Origin of the sequence: Nostoc sp. S13 (genome assembly GCF_029379315.1) — a bacterium.
Taxonomy (GTDB): Bacteria; Cyanobacteriota; Cyanobacteriia; order Cyanobacteriales; family Nostocaceae; genus Nostoc.
Genome location: NZ_JAQYWQ010000007.1, coordinates 83,399 through 105,295, shown reverse-complemented (window position 1 = coordinate 105,295; position 21,897 = coordinate 83,399). Strand labels below are relative to the sequence as shown.

The following is a 21,897-nucleotide window of genomic DNA, read 5'->3' as shown; positions in this document are numbered from 1 at the left end:
GATCTTAGCTTTTGGAGTTTAATACTATATGCATATTGCAGTGGTGGCTACTTCACTATTTTTGTCTGACAATGTTGCTTAATTTGGCTCTTAAATCTGCCCATTTGATGCCTTCTAGGCTGGGCAAAACAAGATGAGCCGCTCCAACTCGTTCAGCCGGGCCAAGTCCTACTACCCACATACCAGCAGCTAGAGCCGCCTCAACACCTGCTGCGGCATCTTCCACAACTACAGATTGCCCTGGTTCGAGTCCTAACTGCTTGGCTGCGTACAGAAATAGGTCGGGTGCTGGCTTAGGTTGATCTACACTATAACCGTCAGCGATCGCATCTACTTTATCAGCAATGCCCAACCGCTCGATCACTGTCTGGGCATTTTTGCTAGCCGAACCAATACCAATCTTAATCCCAGCTTGGCGCAGTTCATCCAAGAGGGCGATCGCACCTGGTAACAAATCCTTGGCTGTCATCTTTTGGAGCAATTCCAGATAATAGCGATTTTTCCGCTCCATCATCTCCTGGATTTGTGCTTCCGAATACCGTCTATCCCCAAGAATCAGCATTAGGGAAGCACGACGGGATACACCCCGCAGCGCGTCGTTAGACTCACGATTAAATGGTATATCCTCTTCATCTGCTAGCTTTTTCCAAGCTAGATAGTGAAGTTCTGCTGTATCTGTTAACACACCATCTAGGTCGAAGATGAATCCTTGGATGTTGGGCATTGGGTATGGGGGATTGGGCATTTGTACTGACTTGTACTGAGCGGGGTCGAAGTAGCCTTGTCCAAGTATTGGGGATTGGGCTTTGGGGATAAGGGGTAATGGGGAAGCAGAGGAAGATGAGGGGGGATTTGGGGAGAGGGAAAGTTGGAGATATTCTAGTTGACGAGTGATATCTTGGGCGACTTGTCCCTGATGCAGATCGAAGTCGTGCCATTTCCCGCGCCAGTGCAGTTTAAACTTCAGGCGCGTCCAGCCTGGGGGGAGGTGGGGGTTGGCTACAGGGCCATTTTCGGTTAGTTGGATGCCGCCGAACCCAAAAATTACAGCTTGCCAAATGCCACCAGCACTAGCGCCGTGAATTCCATCGTTGGTATTACCTCGGTTATCTTCAAGATCCACCATTAACGCCCGCATAAACAGTTCGTAAGCTTCGGTTAATTTGCCCAAATCTGAAGCTAAAATGGCTTCAACTGCTGGGCCAAGGGACGAACCATAGGTAATATCGGTGCGGGGTGCGTAGTAGTCCCAGCTTGTCTGCAATGCTTTTTGGTTGTAGGGAAAATCTGCTGATTCTCGCATTAAATATAGGAGCATTAATACATCTGGCTGCTTGAGTACTTGACATTTGTTGATTTTCTCAATACCCAAGAGCGGTTGCATGGAGCGATCGCGTGGTTCATAGTCTGCTAAGTTAATATCTTCTAATTGGAAAAATCCCTCGAACTGCTCAATTAGTTCTGTTGATGGGTCATAGAGAAATAATATTTTGGCGATGATATCTTGCCAGTGTGATCGCTCCTCTGAGGTCAGCTTTAGTTTCTGTTCTAGTTCGCTGGCTTGTTCGGGGAAATTGTCAACCAACCAATCATAAACTGCGATCGCTTTCTCTAAATGCCATTGTGCCATGCGGTTTGTAAAGGCGTTGTTGTGGACAAATTCATGGTATTCATCCGCTCCAATCACTCCCCGAATTTCATACTTTTGGCGCTCAGGATTGAATTCTACCCGGCTACTCCAAAAGATAGCGGCATCCAAGATTACCTCTGCACCGCGCTTTTGCATCCAGTCATCATCACCAGTAGCTTGCCAGTAGTTCCAAATAGCGTAGGGGATATCTGCATTGATATGGATTTCCTGATCCCGGCACCAAATCCGCACGTCTTCACCATAAAAATCACTGCCTATAGCCCAACGTGGTGTCACTTCATCTCCGGTAACAGCACTTTCCCAGGCAAACATTGCCCCTTTATAGCCGTAATGGGCTGCCTTGCGTCTAGCTCCATCTAAAGTATGCCAACGGTAACTAAGTAAGTTGCGGGCGATCGCTGGTTGGGTAAACACAAACAAGGGCTGCATAAAAATTTCTGTATCCCAAAAGATATGACCGCGATAGCCAAACCCTGAAAGAGTTTTCGCCGGAATGCTCACCCTATCATCATGCTTTGGAGCAGCAATCAGCAGCTGAAACAGATTGTAGCGAACAGCAAACGCAGCTGTGCTATCCCCTTCAATGAGGATGTCACTTTGCTGCCAAACCTCATGCCATGCCTGTTCATTGGCTTTTAGTAATGTTGCGTAGTCTGACAAGTGCGCGAGTTTTTCTTGAGCTGCTGAAACTGGTGTTTCAGTCTCCCGCGAGGTAAAAACCGTCACTAATTTATCCACAGTTACGGTCTGTTGCGCTTTCGCGAAGAACGTTGTGCTCAAGCTCGGATAACCAGGTGCGGTATTGACTTGTAAAGATGCTTCAGTGCCTAATATTCTTACCTTAGCCGCCATACCGAGTTCAATTTGGGAATTGCGGGTGGAACGTTGCAACCAGATTCCTTGATTAGTCTTGCCCTGGTCTAGTCCTTCCCAGTGATTCAAACCCTGATTTTCTGGATAGCCATTAATACTAGCTTGAACTTCGATAAACCCATCAAAATTTACTGGCGTTAAATGGCAGCGTAGCGCCAACACATGGGGATCTGCAAGACTAGCAAAGCGTTCAAAGCTGATGTCTATGGTGTTTCCACTGGGAGAGCGCCAACGCAAGGAACGGCTGATAAGTCCGTAGCGTAAATCAAGCTGCCGATCATAGCGCAATATCTCACCTTGATCAAGACGGAAGCGATCGCCATTCACAATCACCACTAAGGGTAGCCAGTCAGGGCAATTTACCAGTTCAGTGTACACCACCGGCACATCATCGTAGACACCGTGGATAAAAGTAGCTGGCGAGCCATGAGGATAACCTTCCTCAAAACTGCCTCTTGTTCCCAGGTATCCATTGCCGATTGTAAAAACGGTTTCTTTAGAGTGCAATTGCTCAGGGTCAAACTGGGTTTCAATTAATATCCAGTCTGTGTAGATAAAATGGCGAGAACGACCTTTTGTGTCCATAAATTAGGGAGTCGGGATTTTGAGGTGGATGAACGGAGTTCCGAGGTAGATGAACGGAGTTCCGAGGTGGATAAACGGAGTTCCGAGGTGGATAAACGGAGTTCCGAGGTGGATGAACGGAGTTCCGAGGTGAATGAACCGAGTTCCGAGGTGGATGAACGGAGTGTCTAATTCTCCTTGTCCTCTTGTCCCCTCATCCCGCACTCCCCACTCCCCACTCCCTCACCCCCCATATGCTTTTCCAAAATTTTTTCGGCTCTGGGTTTATAAATGAGATGAAATAAGGCTTCCATGTACCGATCTCTGGCTTCGTTATTTTCGGGAGCAACAAAGTTCCAAAAACTAAACATTTTAGCAAGCAGTAGTAATTGATTGCTATGTAAATGCCAATTATATTTGTGATGAATTCGCTGACTCATCCGTTCTGATACTTCCTGCCAGTATTGAGCATGAGTATCGCATTTTTCAAGGAAGTCTAAAATTTTCTTTGCTGTGCCTTCTAAGTCTGTAGGATTAACATTAAACTCGTTTTCTTCGTTCTCGATAATTTCTAAAGAACCGCCAAATTCAGTAGCGAAAGTAGGCAAGCCGGAAATCATCGCTTCTAAAATACTCCGTGCGAAGGATTCAAAGCGGGCAAAATGGATATAAATTCCTTGAGAATCTGCAACTACTCGGTAGGCTTCGGCGAGTTCATTGCTGGGGATACGCATCCCCAGCCAGCGAATCTTGCCATTGAGATGATATTGATCAATAATATCGTATAGTTTTTGAATTTCTTCTGCTTCGTCTCGGTTTATAGCTTCATCTGGATGCAGTTTACTACTTAAGAGAATCAGGTTACAACGCTCTTGCAACGCTTGACTTTTACCAAAGCATTCAGCTAAACCAGTCAGATTATTGATTGAGGTGATGGTATCAACCACAAAGATTGGTCGCTTGTTATGGTGATCTATGTTACCAAATATTTCGGGGTCTTCGCGGCTAAAAAGTAGGTCGTGGACTTGGGCGCGAAGGTTAGAATCTCGTTCTTCTTTTTGGCTATAGGGAAAGAAAATATTCTCATTTATTCCCGGCGGCACTAAGTTGAATTTAGGGCTAAACAAATCAATGCCATCAACTACATGATACAACTGCGGCATCGTAAAGCACTTGTACGACTCATATTGACCTATGGTGTCGGGTGTGCCGACAATTTCTTGATAGGACGATGTGATGATGAACTCGGCTGCATTCATGCTAATCAAATCGGCAGTGAATTGTACTGAGAAATGATATTGGTCTTCTAAATCTTGCCAATATAAATTACTAAATAGATATTTCGGCTTTTCCAAAGAATGGGCAATGTTGCACTGCGTAACTTTCATCCGGCGAGATAAGAGAAAGGCTACTAAGTTACCGTCGCTGTAATTACCAATAAGCAGATTAGGTTTGCGCTGGAATTCAGCTAGTAATTCTTTTTCTGCATCTAGAGCAAATTGTTCTAAATAAGGCCAAATCTCAAATTTAGAAATCCAATTGTTGGTGATTTCTGGATTGAATTCACCAAAAGGAACCCGCAAAATCCAAGCATTTTCAGTATCTTGGACTTTTTCTAAGCGCAGGTTGCAAAATGTCCCTTCACAGTTAGGGATTAGCCGAGTGAGAATAATTACATGGGGTTTAATGCCCAGCAGGTCGAGACCAGCGAGTTTGATTTGTTCACGCAGTTCGTTTTCTAAGCTGCGAGCTTGTTCGAGGACATAGATAACTTGACCGAGTGTTTCATTTCTTCCCAAAACATCTTCCTGTCCCACCCAACCGTGAATGGAAATGAGAACGACGCGAAAGACAACGGGGACACGGGCGACAAATGTTTCTAAGATGCCAGGTTCTGGGGAGTAAATAAGTCGGTCGAGGAGTTCTAGGGTTCCCTTGACTCGCGCCGCAGTGTTACCCCAACCCGGCTCAAAGCCTAGTTCTCGGAAGTCAAAGCTAAATTTTTCATAGGGTTCATCAGGCTCAAGCTGACTTAGGAATTTCAGCGCTTGCTTAATTTGTTTGCCTAAGTGAATACTGGAGGTAATGCGATCGCTCAACAGCAGGGGAATACCATCATATTGCTGCCCATGTAATGCTTGAAATAACTTTTCTAACCAATATTCCGGGTCAGTCAACAATTGATTACACAGGTAACGGTTGAGAAAGGCTAAACCTTGACCGATATTTCTGGCATCGTCGATTCTTAAGGAACTCTCATAGAAGGGGTGGAGGTCGATTTCGAGGATGTGGTTTTGGTAGCGGTTGACTAGGCGATCTCTCACATCTAGTAGCGCTTGAAGTGTCATCTGCTCGAACTTGCTAAAGTCGGCTGTCAGTTGCCAAACTTCTTGATTAGCAATTCGAGTCCGAATCACGAACCAAATACTTTCCTCTTCAAGAATTATTTCGTGAGTGTAATGTATCAGTTTGCCAACAGAAGAAGAGTAGTAAAAATAGGCTGGCTTTTGGGATTGATGACAGTAGTCGCCAAAAGCTTGCAAAATCTCATTTCTCAGGAAGTAACGCTTACCTGAAGCACTCAACGCATAAATAAACTGATGCATATCAGTTTTTTCATCACCGTTGAAGACACCTTGAACTAGTTCATACATGATGACGAATTCCAGAAATTTAGCTAGGTCACGACCTCATTTTTCTTTCCGGTCTCCAGTTCTGTGAGGTACATTTCCCCCATAATGGTAAATAACCATAATAACCGATACAAAAATACTAACAATTATTAACAATTGCCAGTTCGTCTTCCTGAAAGTGTCGGCACTATCCAGTCCACAGGCTAATATGACTAATTTAGCCGCATCTGAACTTAAGTCAGACTTAAAACTGCAATGTTCACGGTTAAATATTCGTTGTGAGAGTAATAGAGATAATTTTTTCTCACCATAGCTAGTTTCTAACCCCCGACTTAAGTCGAGGGTTTTTAGTGCTGAAAAATTAATTTTTAATTTTAATTTTATTCGGATGCTGCTAATGGGGTTCAGCTTTTAGATGCAGCCTCAATCGTCTTCCCAAGATTCGTGATTGAGTAGGTCGATAATTCTATCTCTGAGTAGAAATTCATTTTTTTCTAACTCAAGCTCAAAATTAACCCAGTCACTATGAGGAATATATTTACAGATGGTATAAATTGGCTGTTGACGGTTAACAAGTCTCTTTTTAACAAGTTGAAGTGCTTCTTCCTTGATCACCTCAATGTCGTATTTAACCGTAATGTTCATAGGTCGTTCCTTTGTTTCCAATCAAGGAATTAAGAATCTAAACAATAGTTGCTTTGACTCTCCCTTAAACTTATCAAATAAAATTGGCGAGAATTGTGAAGAATCAAGACATTAACCTTTGCTGTAAGTTAGATATGTCATTAAGCTACTATTTGGGTCTCCAAGTATACCTCCTTTAGAGAGATTCTTACACAGCCAAAAGGCTAGTACAACAAGCTATAAACACCAAAAGAGGATGTAGATGCTCTGGGAGGGACTTGCCAAAAGGTAAGCTAGGGTAAAGAACATTCTCTAGAAAACTTATACTATGCTCCTGAATCTTGATAAAGTTCGTCAATATTTTCCTGCCCTAGCTGGTGAATGGACTTTTTTCGATAATGCTGGCGGGTCACAAACCCTGAAAAAAGTAGTAGATAGAATTAGCGAATATCTCCTGAGTTCTGATGTCCAGTTGGGAGCTTCTTATGCAGTGTCTCAACTTGCAGGAGAAAGATTGGCTTTAGCAACTAGGGGAATGGCGACTTTCATTAATGCCAATTCTTTTAAAGAAGTGGTTATGGGCCCATCTACTACAATGATGTTGAAAGTTCTCTCCATTTGTCTGGGTCAAACCTTCACACCTGGTGATGAGATTATTGTTACTAATTGTGACCATGAGTCAAATATTGGTGCTTGGGTGGCTCTTGAAAAACAAGGAATGAAGGTTAAAGTGTGGCAAATTCGCCCAGATACCTTGGAACTTCATTTAGCAGATTTAGAACCATTGATGAGTCAGCGCACCAAACTAGTAGCCTTGACTCATGCTTCTAATGTTCTGGGAACGATCAACCCGATCAAAGAAATTGCTGCATTTGTACACGAGCGCAACGCGATGATTTGTGTAGATGGTGTAGCTTATGCACCTCACAGATTAGTTGATGTCCAAGATTTAGATGTTGATTTCTATACTTTGAGTTTTTATAAAGTTTATGGTCCACATCATGCCTTACTTTATGGTAAAGAAGAACATTTATTAAAATTGCCTGGTCTTAACCATTATTTTATTGAACAGACAGATATACCTTATAAATTTCAGTTAGGGAACGTCAATTTTGAATTAAGTTATGGAATGTTGGGTTTATGTGATTATCTCAGTGAATTAGCACAACTGCACTACGGCAATCAAACTGCACCTGATTTGAGAAATCAAATGGTGCAGGCGTTTGATTTAATTAGCATACATGAAGAAAAGATTAGCGATCGCCTACTAAATTACCTCAACAGCAAATCTAATGTGCGAGTGATTGGTCAATCAAAGGCTGACCGTCAATTTCGTGTGCCAACTATATGTTTTGTGGTAGATGAAATAAATAGCTCAACCATTCCGGTAAAAATTGATCAACATTACATTGGAATTCGCTATGGGGACTTTTATGCTAAACGGCTGATTGAATACCTGGGGTTAGCATCGCAAGGCGGAATAGTCCGGGTAAGTATGGTGCATTACAACACACTTGAGGAAGTTAACAGCTTGATTGAGGCTTTTGATCAGATATTTTAATACTGGGCATTGGGCATTGGGCATTGGGCATTGGGCATTGGGCATTGGGCATTGGGCATAAGGAAGAAACTTGTTCAATAATTCTCCCTTGTCCCCCTTGTCCCCATCGTCTCCCTCAGCTTCCCCTGCTCCCCCTGCTCCCCCTACTCCCTCATCCCCCCTACTCCCTATTACCCGTTAAAAAGCTGCAAAACTTGCACCTCTTCTTGTGGGGAAATTAATGTTTTACCCATCGGTAGAACAGCTAAGGCATTGGTTTGAGCTAAATTAATTAAATTGCCAGAACTGTGACTACCACCAGCTTTGTGAAATTCGTAAATCCCATCAATTAAATGCAATTTACCCCAAAGGTAAGTTTCATTCTTGCCGTCCGATCGCAATTCATCATGCGATCGCACTTTCAAAAATACTGGCTCCCAAGCTTCAGTAATTCCCGAAAGTTTCTTGATTGCTGGTAGCACAAACCGCCAAAATGTCACTAACACAGCACCAGGGTTTCCTGGTAAACCAAAATAGAGTGGGGAGTGGGTACAGACGCGATTAATCGCGTCTGTACTGGGGAGTGTGGCGACGGTGAGGGGTTTTCCGGGCTTTATCTGTACAGCCCGAATATGGATTTTTGCTCTTAGTGACTCTAGAATTTTGTCAACATAATCATAATCTCCCACTGAGACACCACCAGAAGAGAGAACTATATCAGCGATCGCCACGGCATGGGTAATGACTTTCTCCAGAGCAACTGGATCATCCTTAACAATACCTAAAATTAACGGTTCTGCCCCACTCTCCTTTACCAAAGCTGCGATCGCATACTGATTAGAATCCACTATCTGTCCTGGTTGCAGTAGTTTATCAACTGATACCAACTCATCACCAGTAGAAAAAATTGCTACACGCGGACGACGATAAACACTTAATTGCTGACATTGTGCTGCTGCCAATACGGCAATTTCTGGGGCATTTAACTTAATTCCTGCTGGTAGTAGTTGTGTTCCAGCTTGATAAAAAGATGCTTTATGTCTGACAAATTCTTGCGGTTTTGGCGTATCTAGGATAAATACGCGGTTTTCCTCTTGGCGTGTCTTCTCTTGCATAACTACAGTATCTGCCCCTGCTGGCATCACCGCACCTGTGAAAATCCGCGCTGCTTGCCCTGGTTGAATCGTAGACTTGGGCTGATACCCAGCCGGAATCTCTTCAACAATTTCTAAAATGGCTGGTTGTTCGGCGCTAGAGTCCTGTACATCTTCGTAGCGAACTGCGTAGCCATCCATTGCCGAATTATCCCAATGAGGAAAATCTAGCGGACTGGTGACAGGCACTGCCAAAATCCGACTAGCGGCTGCCAATAAATCGACAACTTCTATATCCCGTTGATCATCCAACGGTTGTACTAAATTTAAAATAATTGCTTCTGCATCGCCGACTGATAACATAGCGATCGCCTCCGACTTTTTCTTTTATCCCTGTAAAGTAACACTGAGTCTACTCTTGGGTAGCTTTGTCTAGATTTCTATGAGCGGTAAATCCCAAACTACACGCTACTAGTAAACCTATAATTATGCTTCCTTCGGAGACTTTGGATACCTGAACCAAATTGTTACTTAAATATAGTATTTGCTTTGTGCCTGCTGCATCTCTATTGTTAAAACCAAATTCTTTAGCTAGAACCTCATTACTAAAACCTTCGTTTATGAGTGCGAGATTATTATTAAGCCATGTGTCGCCAGGAAGTTCATCATCCTTGCCAACATCAAAGCGGCCAAAGATTTGCTGGGTAGTGTTATCAAAGTTGAATCTCAAAAAGCTGTAGTTAGAGACACCATTAAGCACTGGAGTGAAACTATTTATGAGAGTACTCAATGGATCAAAGAAGGAAATTGAGAGAGATTGCGGCACTATACTCTCATCCTAAGCCCTTTGGGCAGGCTGCGCGAACGGACACCCTAGCCCCTGCTGTATGTTGCATCCATGACGTGTAATGGCTTAAGGCAGGGTATAAGAACGCTTAATCCTATTCTTAAGTCGTGCAGTTGGCAGGCAGTTGTATAAATTTATGTTAGCTGGTTTTTGTTTGTTTACAGCGCAGCAAGTAGCCAAGTCATCACCTTAATATTAAAAACAGGAGCAATCATTATTTCCCAACCCTAAATAAAAATACTTGTTTTGTATGACAATCGAACGAGTTCCCCAAAAACACTATCCCAAAGCTGAAATTGGGCGGCGAGGTATGGCATTAGGACTAGATTTTCTTGGTGTCTGGTTAGTCAGTTCCCTACTGGGAAGCGGCGATATCGGTATTCAATTTGTTGAAATCCTAGTTTTTGTAATACTTTGGCTAGTTTTGCGGGTGCTGGTGGTATATAACAATCAAGGGCAAAGTTTAGGGCGTTGGGCGTTCGATTTAAAGGTGTTGTCAGTCGAAGATGGGCAAGTAATGGGCAGAATTCCAGATTTGCCCTCACTGCTGAAGCGAGAGGCGATTATCGGCTTGGGTGCCCTTTTCGTGTCAATTGCCCTGAGCAATATTAGAGCCAATCCCACTGCTATACTGCTAGTAATTCCTCTAGCAATTGATTGTGGCACTGCCTTCTCTGATGCCCAGATGCGGCAGGCTTTACACGATCGCTATTGCGGAACTTTCATCGTTTCGTCGCGTCGTGGCTACTCGCTCGATATAAAAATCAAAAGATTAGTTGAAAATATGCGGCGAAATGTGAGACGATAGTCATTTGTGTTAATTCTCTTCAGGCTTCACTGTTTGTAAGATTATGGCTAAGAGTAAAGGTGCCCGCATAATTGTGACACTAGAGTGTACCGAGTGTCGGACAAATTCAAACAAGCGTTCTGCTGGTGTTTCCCGTTATACCAGTACAAAGAATCGTCGTAACACTACTAACCGGCTAGAACTGAAAAAGTTCTGCACCCACTGCAATAAACATACCGTTCACAAGGAAATTAAGTAAAGATGAGTTATTTCCGTCGTCGCCTTTCTCCAATCAAGCCCGGAGAACCAATCGATTATAAAGATGTAGATTTATTGCGTAAGTTTGTCACAGAGCGGGGTAAAATACTGCCACGTCGGATTACTGGGCTGACGTCTCAGCAACAGCGAGAGTTGACATTAGCAATTAAACGTTCGCGGATTGTGGCTTTGTTGCCATTCATCAATGCGGAAGGCTAAAAAGAGTGATGAGTTATGAGTGATGAGTGATGAGTTAAGAATCAAAACTCCTAACTCCTAACTCCTAACTTAAAACTATTTAAACTGTTCACCAAATTAAAGTGCGAGAGTTGTGGAGAAGGGGACGCTAGTTGAATTTAGGGTTCAAGGCGATCGCCGTCTGGGCATCGTAGAACGTCCAGACGGTAAAACCCGCTGGTTTGTGGTAGATGAACGTGGTCAATCCCACAGCCTCGCGCCTAGACAAATTACCTATACAGTTACCAAAGAGACTTACAAGCCCTCTGAAATTGCCAGCTTTTTGGAGCAGGTCAAGGCTTATTTAGATCCATCCAGCTTGGAAGTAGCTTGGGAATTACTGGTTGAAGATGGGGAAACAATCACCCCAGACCAAATGGCGAATCTGCTATTTTCAGAATCAGCCGCGCCTCATTGTTACGCCGCCTATTGCTTGTTATCAGACGACAAACTCTATTTCAAGCAAAAAGGAGACGCTTACGAGCCGCGAACTGCGGCTCAAGTGGCAGAACGCAAGCACCAACTGGAAGTAGAGGCACTAAAAGCTAAGGGACAGCAGGAATTTTTAACTCGCGTAGAGCAGGCACTCAAAGGTGAAGCAGTAGAGTGGCGGCGCCACGATCGCCAGCGCTTAGAAGGACTAGAAAAATACGCAGCGCTGCTTGCTGACACTGTGCGGACGGGGGTCAATTATGACTCCTTGGCTCGTGCTTATCCGCCAAGCGCTCCAGTATTAGAAACTATGACCATGCTGGGACGGCCCACAACACCGCAAGGAGCCTTTCAACTGTTGGTGGATTTGGGTTGCTGGAGTCCTTATGAAAACTTGTTCCTGCGTCGTTCTTCAATTCCGATTCAATTTCCTAATAAGGTATTAGAAGTGGCGCAACAGCGTTTGGATTTCCCGCCGATTGACTCAGATACAAACCGCCTGGATCTGACTCACCTGAAGGTCTACACCATTGATGATGAAACTACCACAGAGATCGACGATGGTCTAAGTTGGGAAGTACTCCCCGATGGACGGGAACGCCTGTGGGTGCATATCGCCGATCCGACTCGATGGTTAGTACCAGAAGATGAATTAGATTTGGAAGCCAGAAAGCGGGGTAGCACAGTTTATTTACCTACGGGGATGATTCCCATGTTCCCAGAGGTATTAGCAACTGGGCCAATGAGTCTAATACAGGGACAGGTTTGTTGCGCCCTCAGTTTCGGGATTGTTTTAGGTACAACTGGGGTAGTAGAAGACTATAGCATTCATACCAGCTTGATTAAGCCGACTTATCGCCTCACCTACGAAGATGTAGATGAAATGCTGCAATTACGGGTACAAGCAGAACCGGAAATTGCCGCGATCGCCACTTGGGCACAGAGGCGCAAAGCTTGGCGTTACGCCCAAGGGGCAATTAGCATCACTATGCCCGAAGCGATGATCAAAGTCAAAGATGACGAGATCAACATTGACATTTTGGACGATTCCCCGTCGCGGCAAGTGGTAGCAGAAATGATGATTCTTGCCGGTGAAGTTGCAGCTCGTTATGGTAAAGCCAATAACATACCTTTGCCCTTTCGTGGTCAGCCGCAACCAGAATTACCTCCAGATGAGGAATTACTTCAGTTACCAGCCGGATTCGTTCGCGCTTGCGCTATGCGTCGTTGTATGCCCAAGAGTGAAATGAGCATTACGCCTTTGCGTCATGCTGGTTTAGGTTTGGATACATATACCCAAGCAACGTCTCCCATCCGCCGCTACAGTGACTTACTCACCCACTTTCAACTTAAGGCCCATTTGCGGGGTGAAGTTTTACCATTTTCCGCAGAACAACTAAAAGAAGTAATGATAACTGTCACCAGCATCACCCAAGAGGTGACGATGGTAGAACGGCAAACTAATAGATATTATGCTCTAGAGTATTTACGCCGTCATCCAGAGGAAACTTGGGATGTGACAGTGTTGATGTGGCTGCGCGAAGATAGCAACTTGGCCCTAATTTTGTTAGAAGATTTAGGCTTGCAGTTACCAATGGTTTTCAAACGTTCTGTGAACTTGGGTGAACAGATATTGGTGAAAGTTAGCCACGCCGATCCCCAAAAAGATATGATCCAGTTTCAAGAAATAATTTATCAAGAAGCCCAAACAGCCACGAATTAACCTTGCTCCAACCTCTTTCAGTTAGCATATAGAATAAATGGAATGAGGTAATAGTTGTGAATATATCTTTAACTCCAGAACTAGAGCAGTTGGTTAAGGATAAGCTTAATAGTGGTCGATACCACTCAGTTAGTGAGGTGATGGGTGAAGCATTAAGATTGCTAGATGAACGCGATGCCTGCGGCGGGCTACGCCAACGCCTTCAAGAACAACGTCTAGCAGAATTGAAAGCTAAAATCTAAGAAGGTATTGAAGAACTCGAACGTGGTGAAGTAGTTGATGGTGATGAGGTATTTGCAGAAATAGAGGAAGACATTCGACGCGCTGAAGCTCAAATGCAACAAGCTGAGGCTGCTAAATAATGAGTAGGTGTATTTTAGCGCCTTCAGCTAGATTAGATTTGAAATAAATTACCAGCTATATTAACCGCTTTAATCCTGGTGCGGCTCGAAGACTCAACAAAAAAAATTATACAGCAGTGTAAAGTGTTGGCTGATTTTCCTAATATGGGGTAAAGTTGCGATAATTTTGGCAACGGTTTACGGAGTTTGCTAGTAGCAGATTACTTAGTATTTTATCCTCCCATTGATGGCGGTGTGGAAGTTGCACGTATTGTCAGTGGTTATCGGGATTTAGAGACAGTTTTCTTAAGTGAGGATATTCCTTAAAATTGCATTTGATCTAAGCGATCGCTTGATCTCGGAATATGCCAATAAATAATAACAAAGTAATTATTTTTGATCCTACTATGCGTGATGGAGAATTGACACCTAGTGTTAAAATGAATTTGCAACAAAAAACTACGATATCTCAACTGCACCGTGCTTTTGACATTACAGCCCGGATATAGTCATTTTTACCATTAGTATAAGCCTCGCGATCGCTCCAAAAACTTGCCGCAAAATCGCGTTTTAAAGCTTTATATCTTTTCGCCTCCTCAGATAGTCGTAAAATAGCTAGCGTTGTCAAAATTCGCTGTTAACTTCGACTATATAAAATATTGGACTATTTAGTTTTGCTCCAAGCTGACGACTGGTACAAAGGCTGTGGTTTAATCCCAAAGTACAGTTATAATCTGTGAACTTTAGGATTAGTTTATGTCCTGTTTGGAGTCGTGCCGTTGCGGCTCTACCTGATAGATTAAATTTTCTGGAGAGGCTACTGCTGCTTTCGGAATTTCAATTACCGGGTTATTTAGTCCGACCATCAGCGGGGAAGGGGGAACCATAGACGCTGAGTATGTTTGTATCGGTTCTATTTGTGGTCGTTGTGCCAGTTGCGCCGTCCTCGAACCACCAGATACTAAGCCAGATATTGCACCGATCGCACAAGCAGCGACTGCTGCAACTCCCACCATCCAGTTGAAACGGGAACGGCGGCGCAAACGTTTCAATACTTGCTGAACTGTTGCTTCTGGTGACTGTTGGGCTGTTGGCACTGGGAGAGTCCGCAAGCCTTGGCGCAGCTTTAACAGTCGGGCATACAAGCATTGAACTGAGGCATCATTTGCCAACCATTCTTCTACTTGCCTGCGTTCTATAGCCGTGACTTCACCATCGAGGTAAGCACTCAATAACTCGAAGCGATCGCGCTTCACCATATCCATAAGACCCGTTGATTCATTGGTATGCTTGCCCATTCCATCTGGCAAATCTTGACGAAGTTGCAAAGGTGAACGGTCGTAAAACTGAGAATCAGTAGTCATCTTAACATTATTACCAATTCATATACCGGTAAATGGGGCGGGAAATTTGGAAAAATTAGCCAATTTTCCTCCTAACGGGAGAAGCGATCTACATCTTTGGTGTAATTCTTAATCAATGCTTAAATTCTGTCGTTGGGCAGAGGCAAGATACTGTAAATTAGGAGTCTAGATAAGTCTGCAAGTGAGCTTGCAGCCTCGTTCTCGCTCTGGCTATTCTTGACTTGACAGTTCCTAAGGAAACTCCAGTGATTTCGGCAATTTCTTCGTATGCCAAGCCTTCGATTTCTCTAAGGACAATAGTAGTACGAAAGACTTCTGGCAAATCCGCGATCGCTTCCCGCAGTTGCTCGTAAAATTCTCTAGTTGTCAGTTCTTCCTCAGGACCTGGGGTATCGCCGGCGATTTCCCAATCCATTTCGCCGTCCTCTACCGAGCGGGGGGCATCCAGTGACAAAGGACTCATAACCCGCTTGCGTTTCCGCAACTCGTCGTAAAACAAGTTGGTGGCAATACGGCTTAACCAGCCCCGAAATTTAGCAGGATCTTGTAATCGGTTAATATTCCGATACACTCGAATCCAAACTTCTTGAGCCAAATCGGCTCTGTCAGCCCAATCTGGAGCCAGGTGGTATAGAACTCTATCAACTTGACTTTGATAGCGGCGTAATAGTTCTGCAAACGCAACACGATCTGGTCGCAGTCCCGCTTGACAGCGCAAAATTAAATCGTGGTTAGGGAGTTTGTCAACTTGCACTGATGCTTCTGGATACTTTGCATCAATGGTTGACCAGGATACAGTAATCGACTGACTCATAGATCGTACTGGCTCTAAATCATCCCTATCTATTAGACCTGCTAATGGGACAGAAGTTCCATGCTAAGGTGACGGATTTATGACTGGAACACTGAGCCATACAATTTTGGATACATTTATAGCAATAACGAGAGCGATTTTTTCCTTATACTGTTCGCATAGTTGCCTTTGTACCCATCAACTAACAAAGACGCAGTTATATGCACATTTTGGTACTTTTAACAACTGGGTATATACGCTTGATAAAAATAATTAAATCTGGTTATAAGGATGAAAATCAAAATTTTGTAATTCTAGCTTCTTGATACCTTTAAAATTCAGGTAATAATTTCTGGAAGTTGGGTTGCTGTAGTTACGATAAGGGTGATTTATTTTTTTGATTTTGTCACCAGAATAGTTGCTGATTGTTCTACTTGTGACCTGTAGGTAGCACCAGAGTTCTTTTGCTCTGGTACGCGAACTTAAAAAAAGAAACTGAGGGAAAATGTAATTGTGACTGCTAGCAATAGTTTTTCAAACATGGTTTTTCTCCCACCGACACCATTAATCATTGATTGCTATATTTCAAAGGTTCCACCAGAAAGTCTAAGTATTAACTTACAACCACCAGAACTCTTGGAGTTTTGCTGCTGGGACAATTTGCATAGTCTTACGTTTGCCCAGAGGTGTTGGCAAATTTATATCGGAAATGATAAGTATTGATAAATTTTTGATAATCGGATGATCAACGCATCCAATTGCTCGGCTGGATATGTCAGGGATAAACAATAGGCGATGGCAATGGTAAGAAACGAATCTCTAGGGCGGATGATAATGTTGCTCTGTTTTGGTACAGCATTTTTATCTTTAGCTGTCCATTGGCGCATTACTACGGCGGAACGACAGTCTGAGCAGTCTGCATCTACTTCGATGCGGCGAGACTCCACCCTAACCAATCCCAAGGGAAACCGCCCAGAGGGAGTCTACAAGAATCTTTCCCAAGTGAGTTTAGGGGAAATTGCGCTGGGTGGATCTGTGCTTCCTAGTGAAGTTACCCAAGACTCAACTGCCCAGAAGGCGTTTACACCAAAGTACTCTGCTATTAAGCCTCAAACTAAGTCGAAAATAATTAAGAAGAATATAGCCAAAGCAACTACTCGGAGGGCTTCTACACTCAGGTCTTTTGGTATTAAACCTCTACCTCAGCCCCAAATCATTAAGAATAATCTAACTAAAGCAAGCGAACTACCAACTAAGACGCGCCTGGTGGCGCAAGCACAAAGTCAAAATCCCGTTGCGGATAGTTGGCCAAAAACTCTATGGTCTCAGGCTTCAGCCCAACAAGTACCATCTAGTAGGCTGGCAGATACCAAGACGCAAGTAGTAGTTGTTTTAAGCGATCGCCGCACCTATGTATACGCAGGAGATGAGGTGATAGCCAGCTACCCGATTGCTGTCGGTAAGAAAGGTTGGGAAACGCCCACAGGTTCTTTCCAGGTGATCCATATGCGACACTATCCAATCTGGCGTCACCCGATTACGGGCAAAATATTTCAAGCTGGTACGGATAGTCCTTTGGGAGACAGATGGATTGGTTTTTGGTCAGATGGACGGAATGAAATTGGCTTTCATGGCACGCCAGATGTTGACCTGGTAGGAACGGCTGTATCCCACGGCTGCTTAAGAATGCGTAATTCTGATGTCCGATTGTTGTATGAGCAAGTGAGTTTAGGGACAACAGTGGTAGTACGTAATTAATTTATAGAGTCATTAGTCATTAGTCCTTTGTGCTTCGTCTAAAATAAATGACCAATGACTAATGACTATTAAAATTATAATTTTTGCTCGAAGTTAGGTGCGTATGTCTGGAGTAAAGCACTAACTTGGCGTACAACTTCATTGCCAGTGTTTTTGCCTAAAGCTTGCCGTTCTGGGAAGAAGTTGGGTTGATCGAGGTAACGGTTAATCGCCTCACTTACTTGCTGAGAAATTAATTCTTGCAGTTGTGCCTGAGCCGTTTGGCGCTGGAAGTGAGCACCTTCTTCTGTAGTAGCATACAAAGGTGGTAGCCGATTGAGAGCGTAAGCAGCAATATCCCCGACATCAAGAGAACTTTCGCTGGTGGCTTCAATTTCTGCGACTCGTGCGATCGCTTCCGTCAGTACCAATTCTTCCATGACGTTAATGAATTGTTTGCGAGGCACCGCCACTACCTCACCAGTCAATAGCGCACCCATCAGCCGATCCAGCGCCATATACTCTTCAATTGACAGTTCCGAGGCATTATCACAGATTCTACCGACTTCTGCTTCCATTGCTGGTGTCAAATAACCATCCTGGAGAGCTTGTTCTACAATTTTTTCGATACTCATAACACTTATCATCATTTATTTTAGCCAAGCAAGGTAGGGACGGTATCAATCCAATTAATTTTGTCTAATTCTCAGCAAAAAAAAATACAAATTATGCACAGAGACAATCAATTTCGGCTCTACTAGTTAACGACTTTAGTTCGCCAAGGTGTTGGATCAACAGATTGTCCGTTGACATACAGACCCCAGTGTAAATGCGGGCCGGTGGCAGCACCTGTTGAACCTACTGCGCCAATTAATTGACCAGCTTTCACAAAATCACCTTCTTTAACGTTAATACGACTCAGGTGCATGAAAATACTGGTTACTCCTTGACCGTGGTCAATGCCAACTACGTTACCGTGTACCCGAAACCCTTGGGATACCCTACCTACCAAAGCAACTCGCCCAGCAGCTGGGGCAATTACCGGTGAACCGGCAGCACCTGCGTAGTCAAGACCACGATGATAGTAGTCATTTGCAAATGTACCATTATAGTAGCGACGTACACCATAGTTTGTACTGATCCGTCCGGCATTTGGCTTCAGGAATACTCCATTCCAATACTTTTTTGGTGTTTGTAACGCCTTAAAAGCTGCCACACGCTTAAGTTCAAACTCTGTGGCATCCACTCCGGCTTTGCCAGGTGGCAAAGTAATGTGTTGTACGGGGAACTTGCGATTAAGCACATTCACTGCCAAGTTTTGCACCTGACCATCTCCCGCGACCCGGAGTGTTCTAGTTCCAGCTTTTTCTAGTGGAGTTGTGGGAACAAAAGCCCGATACTGATTGGGCGCCATTTCAAACGCTGGGTATGTATTATTACCACTAGCGACTGTTGGATTTGTACTATTTTCGGAATTATTTAAATTAACCTCTACCGATAGTGTATCCCCTAATTTAGGATTAGTTGGAGTTACCTTTACTTGCAAAGCATTTACAGGCAATGCGAAAGTGACAGGGAGAACAGCAAATATTCCCTTTAACACATTTATTGCATGGCGATTGGTTGTCAAACTTTTGACATTAAAACCGAGCAACTTTTTGTTTGAACTACTAGCGCTATTCTCAGTAATCATAGAACTACAAAAAAACCTTGCTTGTGTTAGAAAATAGACTAGCTTATTATCACCAGTGTTTCCTGTTTGAAGCAGATGTTGTTGAAAACCATAAATGTTAGGAAATTCTCCAAGTGCTTATTGATTGGAAGGTGAATGATTTTATCTGTAATTTTAGTGAATTGGTCTTAAGTCTAAATAACCAAGGTATATGACATTGACAATGAGCATAAAATTTAACTAGATTGATAGCAAAAATGCTCTCGTGGCTTGCCATAGGTGTCACTTGTTAGGCAACAAAGGAAACTCGTTGTGGTTACAGCCATTACATAAGAATACTTGAAGGAAATCTTGGAATCAACTGGACAGTTTTTCAACTGGACACTAATATCACATTGTTAGGTTGAAATTGCTATAGGGAAATCACCTAAACTATGTCAGGAAGTCGGCGAAGATAAATTAAATTATATTAAATAATGTAAATATCTTAAAATTTGCTCCTAGTGTACCCCTTTAGGGAAGCAAGCTACGCGGAGGGTTTCGTAGACAAGAGAGGCTGCACTAAGGAGATGCTCCGCGAATTGAGATTAGGACTGAGTACGGTAGGGCATACCGGAATTTACCTACAGGAGATTTGCTAAGAGGGCAGTTGGTGCAAACCTGCTGTCTAACGGCGAGTCTATGAATGTAGAATCTCCGCACCTTTAGCTCGCAGAGTGTCAAAAATTAACTCTGAATTATGGAATATCTGAGGAACTTTAGACTGATAGTATTACTTTTGACTTGAGTTTACCATCTTCCATGTGAACGATGCGATCGGCAATGTCTAGGATGCGGTTGTCATGAGTAACCATCAAGATGGTACAACCTTGTTCTTTTGCCAGTTTTTGGATCAGATTGACTACATCTCGTCCCGATTGACTGTCAAGGGCGGCGGTGGGTTCATCCGCTAGGATTATTTGAGGCTGACTGACTAAGGCGCGAGCGATCGCGACTCTTTGTTTTTGTCCTCCAGACAGTTTATCAGGATAGTAATGCAAATGATTTCCTAATCCTACCTGCTCTAACATCTGGGCTGACCTAGCTCGCATCTTTTTTAACCCAAGATGTTTGTGCAATTCTAAAGCCATTTTGACGTTTTGGAGTGCCGTCAAACTACCATGCAAGTTATGTGCTTGGAAAATATAACCGTTATGGCGTCGCGACTGCACTAGTTTTTCAGCACTAGCACCACAAAGTTCTCGTCCCAACACCCGCAAACTACCAGATTGGGTAGAACGCAACCCACCGACTAAGGTGAGCAAGGTAGTCTTTCCAGAACCAGAAGGCCCAGTCATAATAATAATTTCACCGGCGTTAATCTCCAAGTTGATATTACATAAAATTTGCTTACGCAGTGAGCCGTGACCAAAATGGTGGTCGAGATTCTGGATGGAGATGATGGATTGACTAGTCATAAATAGATCGATTACTCGTGATGCTCGTCATTGGTCATTTGTCCTTTGTCCTTTGCTAATGACCAATGACAAATGACAAATTTAAAACATATCAGCAGGATCGGTGGCTTGGAGTTTGCGGGTGGCGATCGCACCGGAAATTGCACACATAATTATAGTCAGCACTAATACCTGCAATGCTCGAATCGCAGTCATGTACATGGGTAAATTTGTGGCTGTGCGAGTCAGTTGGTAAAGTGCTAAGGACGCTCCCAATCCGGGGAAGAAGCCCAGTGCTGCCAATATCAAGGATTCTTCAAGCACCACACCTAGCAGGTAGTAATTGCGATATCCCATTGCTTTGAAGGTGGCGTATTCCCGAACGTGGGCATTAACATCTGTGGAAAGGACTTGATAGACGATAATCACGCCCACCACAAAGCCCATCGATACACCCAGGCTGAAAATAAATCCAATTGGGGAGTTTTTTCTCCAGAAGTTGTTCTCAAATTCAATAAATTCGGCATGGGTTAATACTCTGACATCATCTCTGAGGTAAGCTTTCAATGTTGCTGCTACCTTTTTTGGGTCATAGCCTGGTTTAAGAAGAATCAAACCTAGACTGACACTGCTAGACTGTCGCCCAGAAAATAGCCGTAAAAAGTTTTCATCGCTGGTAATTAGATTACCATCAGAGCCAAAGGAAGCCCCGATTTGGAATAAGCCACTAATGGTAATTGTGTGCCGTTCTATTTCGGTAGTTAGAGTTTTACCTTGGTCAATTTGAGCGATCGCTTTTTGATAATCTCCTCTAGCACCACGATCGAATAAGACAGCGCCTGGCAGCTTAATCGCTTGCAATTGCTGGTTAACATCCGGTAAGTCAAAGGCTGGCTTGTCTGGGTTGAACCCGATAACTAACACCCCAGTCTCACGGTGTGTTTGGGGATTTTTCCAGATTGTGTTGTTGAAATACATTGGTTGGGCCGACTTCACCCCTGGTATATCCATTGCTTGGTAAAGTCGCCGACGAGAAAATGTAGACAAGCTTGGCAAGTTACGGGCTTGGGGACTGGTTAAAACAATGTCTGCTTGCAAACTGCGATGCAGTCTAGTGTTACTGTCATACAGCGCAGTCTGAAAGCCTAGCTGCATGAACATGAGAAGATCAGCAAAGGCAATACCTGACAATGCTACCAAGAGACGGCTTTTTTCATGATTCAGTTGCAGCCATCCTAGAGGAGTTCGCCGTAGTAGTTGTTTGATTAATTGCATCATAATAAGTGGGGAG

The 21,897-nt window shown here is 43.6% G+C and carries 20 protein-coding genes; 8 read left to right on the top strand and 12 right to left on the bottom strand.

Annotated features, from left to right (window positions below; translation table 11 throughout):
* Positions 1-55: 55 nt before the first annotated feature.
* Positions 56-3,109 carry a beta-phosphoglucomutase gene (gene pgmB / locus PUQ00_RS04265; protein WP_300413498.1) on the bottom strand — a complete coding sequence of 1,018 codons (3,054 nt, stop codon included), beginning with the start codon at positions 3,107-3,109 and terminating at the stop codon, positions 56-58.
* Here pgmB and PUQ00_RS04260 point away from each other — a divergent pair.
* Positions 3,083-3,280 carry a hypothetical protein gene (locus PUQ00_RS04260; protein WP_300413496.1) on the top strand — a complete coding sequence of 66 codons (198 nt, stop codon included), beginning with the start codon at positions 3,083-3,085 and terminating at the stop codon, positions 3,278-3,280. The two genes, pgmB and PUQ00_RS04260, sit on opposite strands and share 27 nt — an antisense overlap.
* Here PUQ00_RS04260 and PUQ00_RS04255 read toward each other — a convergent pair.
* Complete coding sequence (locus PUQ00_RS04255) at positions 3,277-5,742, bottom strand: sucrose synthase (protein ID WP_300413494.1); 2,466 nt, start codon at positions 5,740-5,742, stop codon at positions 3,277-3,279. The two genes, PUQ00_RS04260 and PUQ00_RS04255, sit on opposite strands and share 4 nt — an antisense overlap.
* A 402-nt stretch (positions 5,743-6,144) precedes the next feature.
* Positions 6,145-6,366 carry a DUF4327 family protein gene (locus tag PUQ00_RS04250; RefSeq protein ID WP_300413492.1) on the bottom strand — a complete coding sequence of 74 codons (222 nt, stop codon included), beginning with the start codon at positions 6,364-6,366 and terminating at the stop codon, positions 6,145-6,147.
* Positions 6,367-6,673: 307 nt separating this feature from the next.
* Here PUQ00_RS04250 and PUQ00_RS04245 point away from each other — a divergent pair, with 307 nt between their 5' ends.
* On the top strand, positions 6,674-7,906 hold the full coding sequence (locus PUQ00_RS04245) for a cysteine desulfurase-like protein (protein WP_300413490.1): 1,233 nt from the start codon (positions 6,674-6,676) through the stop codon (positions 7,904-7,906).
* A gap of 170 nt (positions 7,907-8,076) precedes the next feature.
* Here PUQ00_RS04245 and glp read toward each other — a convergent pair whose 3' ends face one another.
* The gene (gene glp / locus PUQ00_RS04240; protein WP_300413488.1) at positions 8,077-9,342 is read right to left on the bottom strand and encodes a gephyrin-like molybdotransferase Glp; all 1,266 of its coding nucleotides are present in this window, start codon (positions 9,340-9,342) and stop codon (positions 8,077-8,079) included.
* Between the two features lie 49 nt (positions 9,343-9,391).
* Entirely contained in the window at positions 9,392-9,805 is a 414-nt protein-coding gene (locus tag PUQ00_RS04235; protein ID WP_300413486.1) for a hypothetical protein, read from the bottom strand.
* 271 nt (positions 9,806-10,076) lie between these two features.
* Here PUQ00_RS04235 and PUQ00_RS04230 point away from each other — a divergent pair, with 271 nt between their 5' ends.
* The 5 genes from PUQ00_RS04230 (at position 10,077) to PUQ00_RS04210 (ending at position 13,505) form a co-directional block, all read left to right on the top strand.
* Positions 10,077-10,634, top strand: a complete 558-nt coding sequence (locus tag PUQ00_RS04230; protein ID WP_300413484.1) for an RDD family protein — start codon at positions 10,077-10,079, stop codon at positions 10,632-10,634.
* 43 nt (positions 10,635-10,677) lie between these two features.
* Complete coding sequence (gene rpmG, locus PUQ00_RS04225) at positions 10,678-10,872, top strand: 50S ribosomal protein L33 (protein WP_196524501.1); 195 nt, start codon at positions 10,678-10,680, stop codon at positions 10,870-10,872.
* A gap of 2 nt (positions 10,873-10,874) precedes the next feature.
* Entirely contained in the window at positions 10,875-11,090 is a 216-nt protein-coding gene (rpsR, locus tag PUQ00_RS04220; protein WP_012411240.1) for a 30S ribosomal protein S18, read from the top strand.
* A 112-nt stretch (positions 11,091-11,202) separates the two neighbouring features.
* Positions 11,203-13,263: a ribonuclease R gene (locus tag PUQ00_RS04215; protein WP_300413480.1), complete on the top strand. Its 2,061-nt coding sequence runs from the start codon at positions 11,203-11,205 to the stop codon at positions 13,261-13,263.
* Positions 13,264-13,319: 56 nt separating this feature from the next.
* The gene (locus tag PUQ00_RS04210) at positions 13,320-13,505 is read left to right on the top strand and encodes a type II toxin-antitoxin system ParD family antitoxin (RefSeq protein WP_300413478.1); all 186 of its coding nucleotides are present in this window, start codon (positions 13,320-13,322) and stop codon (positions 13,503-13,505) included.
* A gap of 568 nt (positions 13,506-14,073) precedes the next feature.
* On the opposite strand, the gene PUQ00_RS04205 is transcribed toward PUQ00_RS04210, so the two are convergent.
* From PUQ00_RS04205 to PUQ00_RS04195, 3 genes are all read right to left on the bottom strand, one after another.
* A complete protein-coding gene (locus PUQ00_RS04205) occupies positions 14,074-14,232 on the bottom strand; it encodes a GrpB family protein (protein ID WP_300413476.1) in 159 nt (52 codons plus the stop codon).
* 121 nt (positions 14,233-14,353) lie between these two features.
* Complete coding sequence (locus PUQ00_RS04200; protein ID WP_300413474.1) at positions 14,354-14,968, bottom strand: transcriptional regulator; 615 nt, start codon at positions 14,966-14,968, stop codon at positions 14,354-14,356.
* Positions 14,969-15,125: 157 nt separating this feature from the next.
* Complete coding sequence (locus PUQ00_RS04195; protein ID WP_300413472.1) at positions 15,126-15,782, bottom strand: sigma-70 family RNA polymerase sigma factor; 657 nt, start codon at positions 15,780-15,782, stop codon at positions 15,126-15,128.
* 774 nt (positions 15,783-16,556) lie between these two features.
* Here PUQ00_RS04195 and PUQ00_RS04190 point away from each other — a divergent pair.
* Complete coding sequence (locus PUQ00_RS04190; protein WP_300413470.1) at positions 16,557-17,519, top strand: L,D-transpeptidase; 963 nt, start codon at positions 16,557-16,559, stop codon at positions 17,517-17,519.
* Positions 17,520-17,593: 74 nt separating this feature from the next.
* On the opposite strand, the gene PUQ00_RS04185 is transcribed toward PUQ00_RS04190, so the two are convergent.
* The 4 genes from PUQ00_RS04185 to devC all read right to left on the bottom strand — a co-directional run bounded on the left by PUQ00_RS04185 (position 17,594) and on the right by devC (position 21,881).
* Positions 17,594-18,133, bottom strand: coding sequence for a late competence development ComFB family protein (locus tag PUQ00_RS04185; protein WP_300413468.1), 540 nt, complete (start codon positions 18,131-18,133; stop codon positions 17,594-17,596).
* 122 nt (positions 18,134-18,255) lie between these two features.
* The gene (locus PUQ00_RS04180) at positions 18,256-19,191 is read right to left on the bottom strand and encodes a M23 family metallopeptidase (RefSeq protein ID WP_300413466.1); all 936 of its coding nucleotides are present in this window, start codon (positions 19,189-19,191) and stop codon (positions 18,256-18,258) included.
* Positions 19,192-19,928: 737 nt separating this feature from the next.
* Positions 19,929-20,627 (bottom strand): DevA family ABC transporter ATP-binding protein, encoded by a 699-nt coding sequence (locus PUQ00_RS04175; protein WP_300413464.1) that lies wholly within the window; start codon positions 20,625-20,627, stop codon positions 19,929-19,931.
* A gap of 81 nt (positions 20,628-20,708) precedes the next feature.
* Positions 20,709-21,881, bottom strand: a complete 1,173-nt coding sequence (gene devC, locus PUQ00_RS04170) for an ABC transporter permease DevC (protein ID WP_300413533.1) — start codon at positions 21,879-21,881, stop codon at positions 20,709-20,711.
* Between the last annotated feature and the right edge of the window lie 16 nt (positions 21,882-21,897).

Excerpts from the sequence above, each read along its gene's own strand:
- PUQ00_RS04200 (WP_300413474.1), bottom strand. The coding sequence starts at position 14,968 with ATGACTACTGATTCTCAGTTTTACGACCGTTCACCTTTGCAACTTCGT.
- PUQ00_RS04185 (WP_300413468.1), bottom strand. The coding sequence starts at position 18,133 with ATGAGTATCGAAAAAATTGTAGAACAAGCTCTCCAGGATGGTTATTTG.
- glp (WP_300413488.1), bottom strand. The coding sequence starts at position 9,342 with ATGTTATCAGTCGGCGATGCAGAAGCAATTATTTTAAATTTAGTACAA.
- PUQ00_RS04175 (WP_300413464.1), bottom strand. The coding sequence starts at position 20,627 with ATGACTAGTCAATCCATCATCTCCATCCAGAATCTCGACCACCATTTT.
- PUQ00_RS04190 (WP_300413470.1), top strand. The coding sequence starts at position 16,557 with ATGGCAATGGTAAGAAACGAATCTCTAGGGCGGATGATAATGTTGCTC.
- rpsR (WP_012411240.1), top strand. The coding sequence starts at position 10,875 with ATGAGTTATTTCCGTCGTCGCCTTTCTCCAATCAAGCCCGGAGAACCA.
- PUQ00_RS04180 (WP_300413466.1), bottom strand. The coding sequence starts at position 19,191 with ATGATTACTGAGAATAGCGCTAGTAGTTCAAACAAAAAGTTGCTCGGT.
- pgmB (WP_300413498.1), bottom strand. The coding sequence starts at position 3,109 with ATGGACACAAAAGGTCGTTCTCGCCATTTTATCTACACAGACTGGATA.
- PUQ00_RS04245 (WP_300413490.1), top strand. The coding sequence starts at position 6,674 with ATGCTCCTGAATCTTGATAAAGTTCGTCAATATTTTCCTGCCCTAGCT.
- PUQ00_RS04230 (WP_300413484.1), top strand. The coding sequence starts at position 10,077 with ATGACAATCGAACGAGTTCCCCAAAAACACTATCCCAAAGCTGAAATT.
- rpmG (WP_196524501.1), top strand. The coding sequence starts at position 10,678 with ATGGCTAAGAGTAAAGGTGCCCGCATAATTGTGACACTAGAGTGTACC.
- PUQ00_RS04260 (WP_300413496.1), top strand. The coding sequence starts at position 3,083 with ATGGCGAGAACGACCTTTTGTGTCCATAAATTAGGGAGTCGGGATTTT.
- devC (WP_300413533.1), bottom strand. The coding sequence starts at position 21,881 with ATGCAATTAATCAAACAACTACTACGGCGAACTCCTCTAGGATGGCTG.
- PUQ00_RS04250 (WP_300413492.1), bottom strand. The coding sequence starts at position 6,366 with ATGAACATTACGGTTAAATACGACATTGAGGTGATCAAGGAAGAAGCA.
- PUQ00_RS04195 (WP_300413472.1), bottom strand. The coding sequence starts at position 15,782 with ATGAGTCAGTCGATTACTGTATCCTGGTCAACCATTGATGCAAAGTAT.
- PUQ00_RS04255 (WP_300413494.1), bottom strand. The coding sequence starts at position 5,742 with ATGTATGAACTAGTTCAAGGTGTCTTCAACGGTGATGAAAAAACTGAT.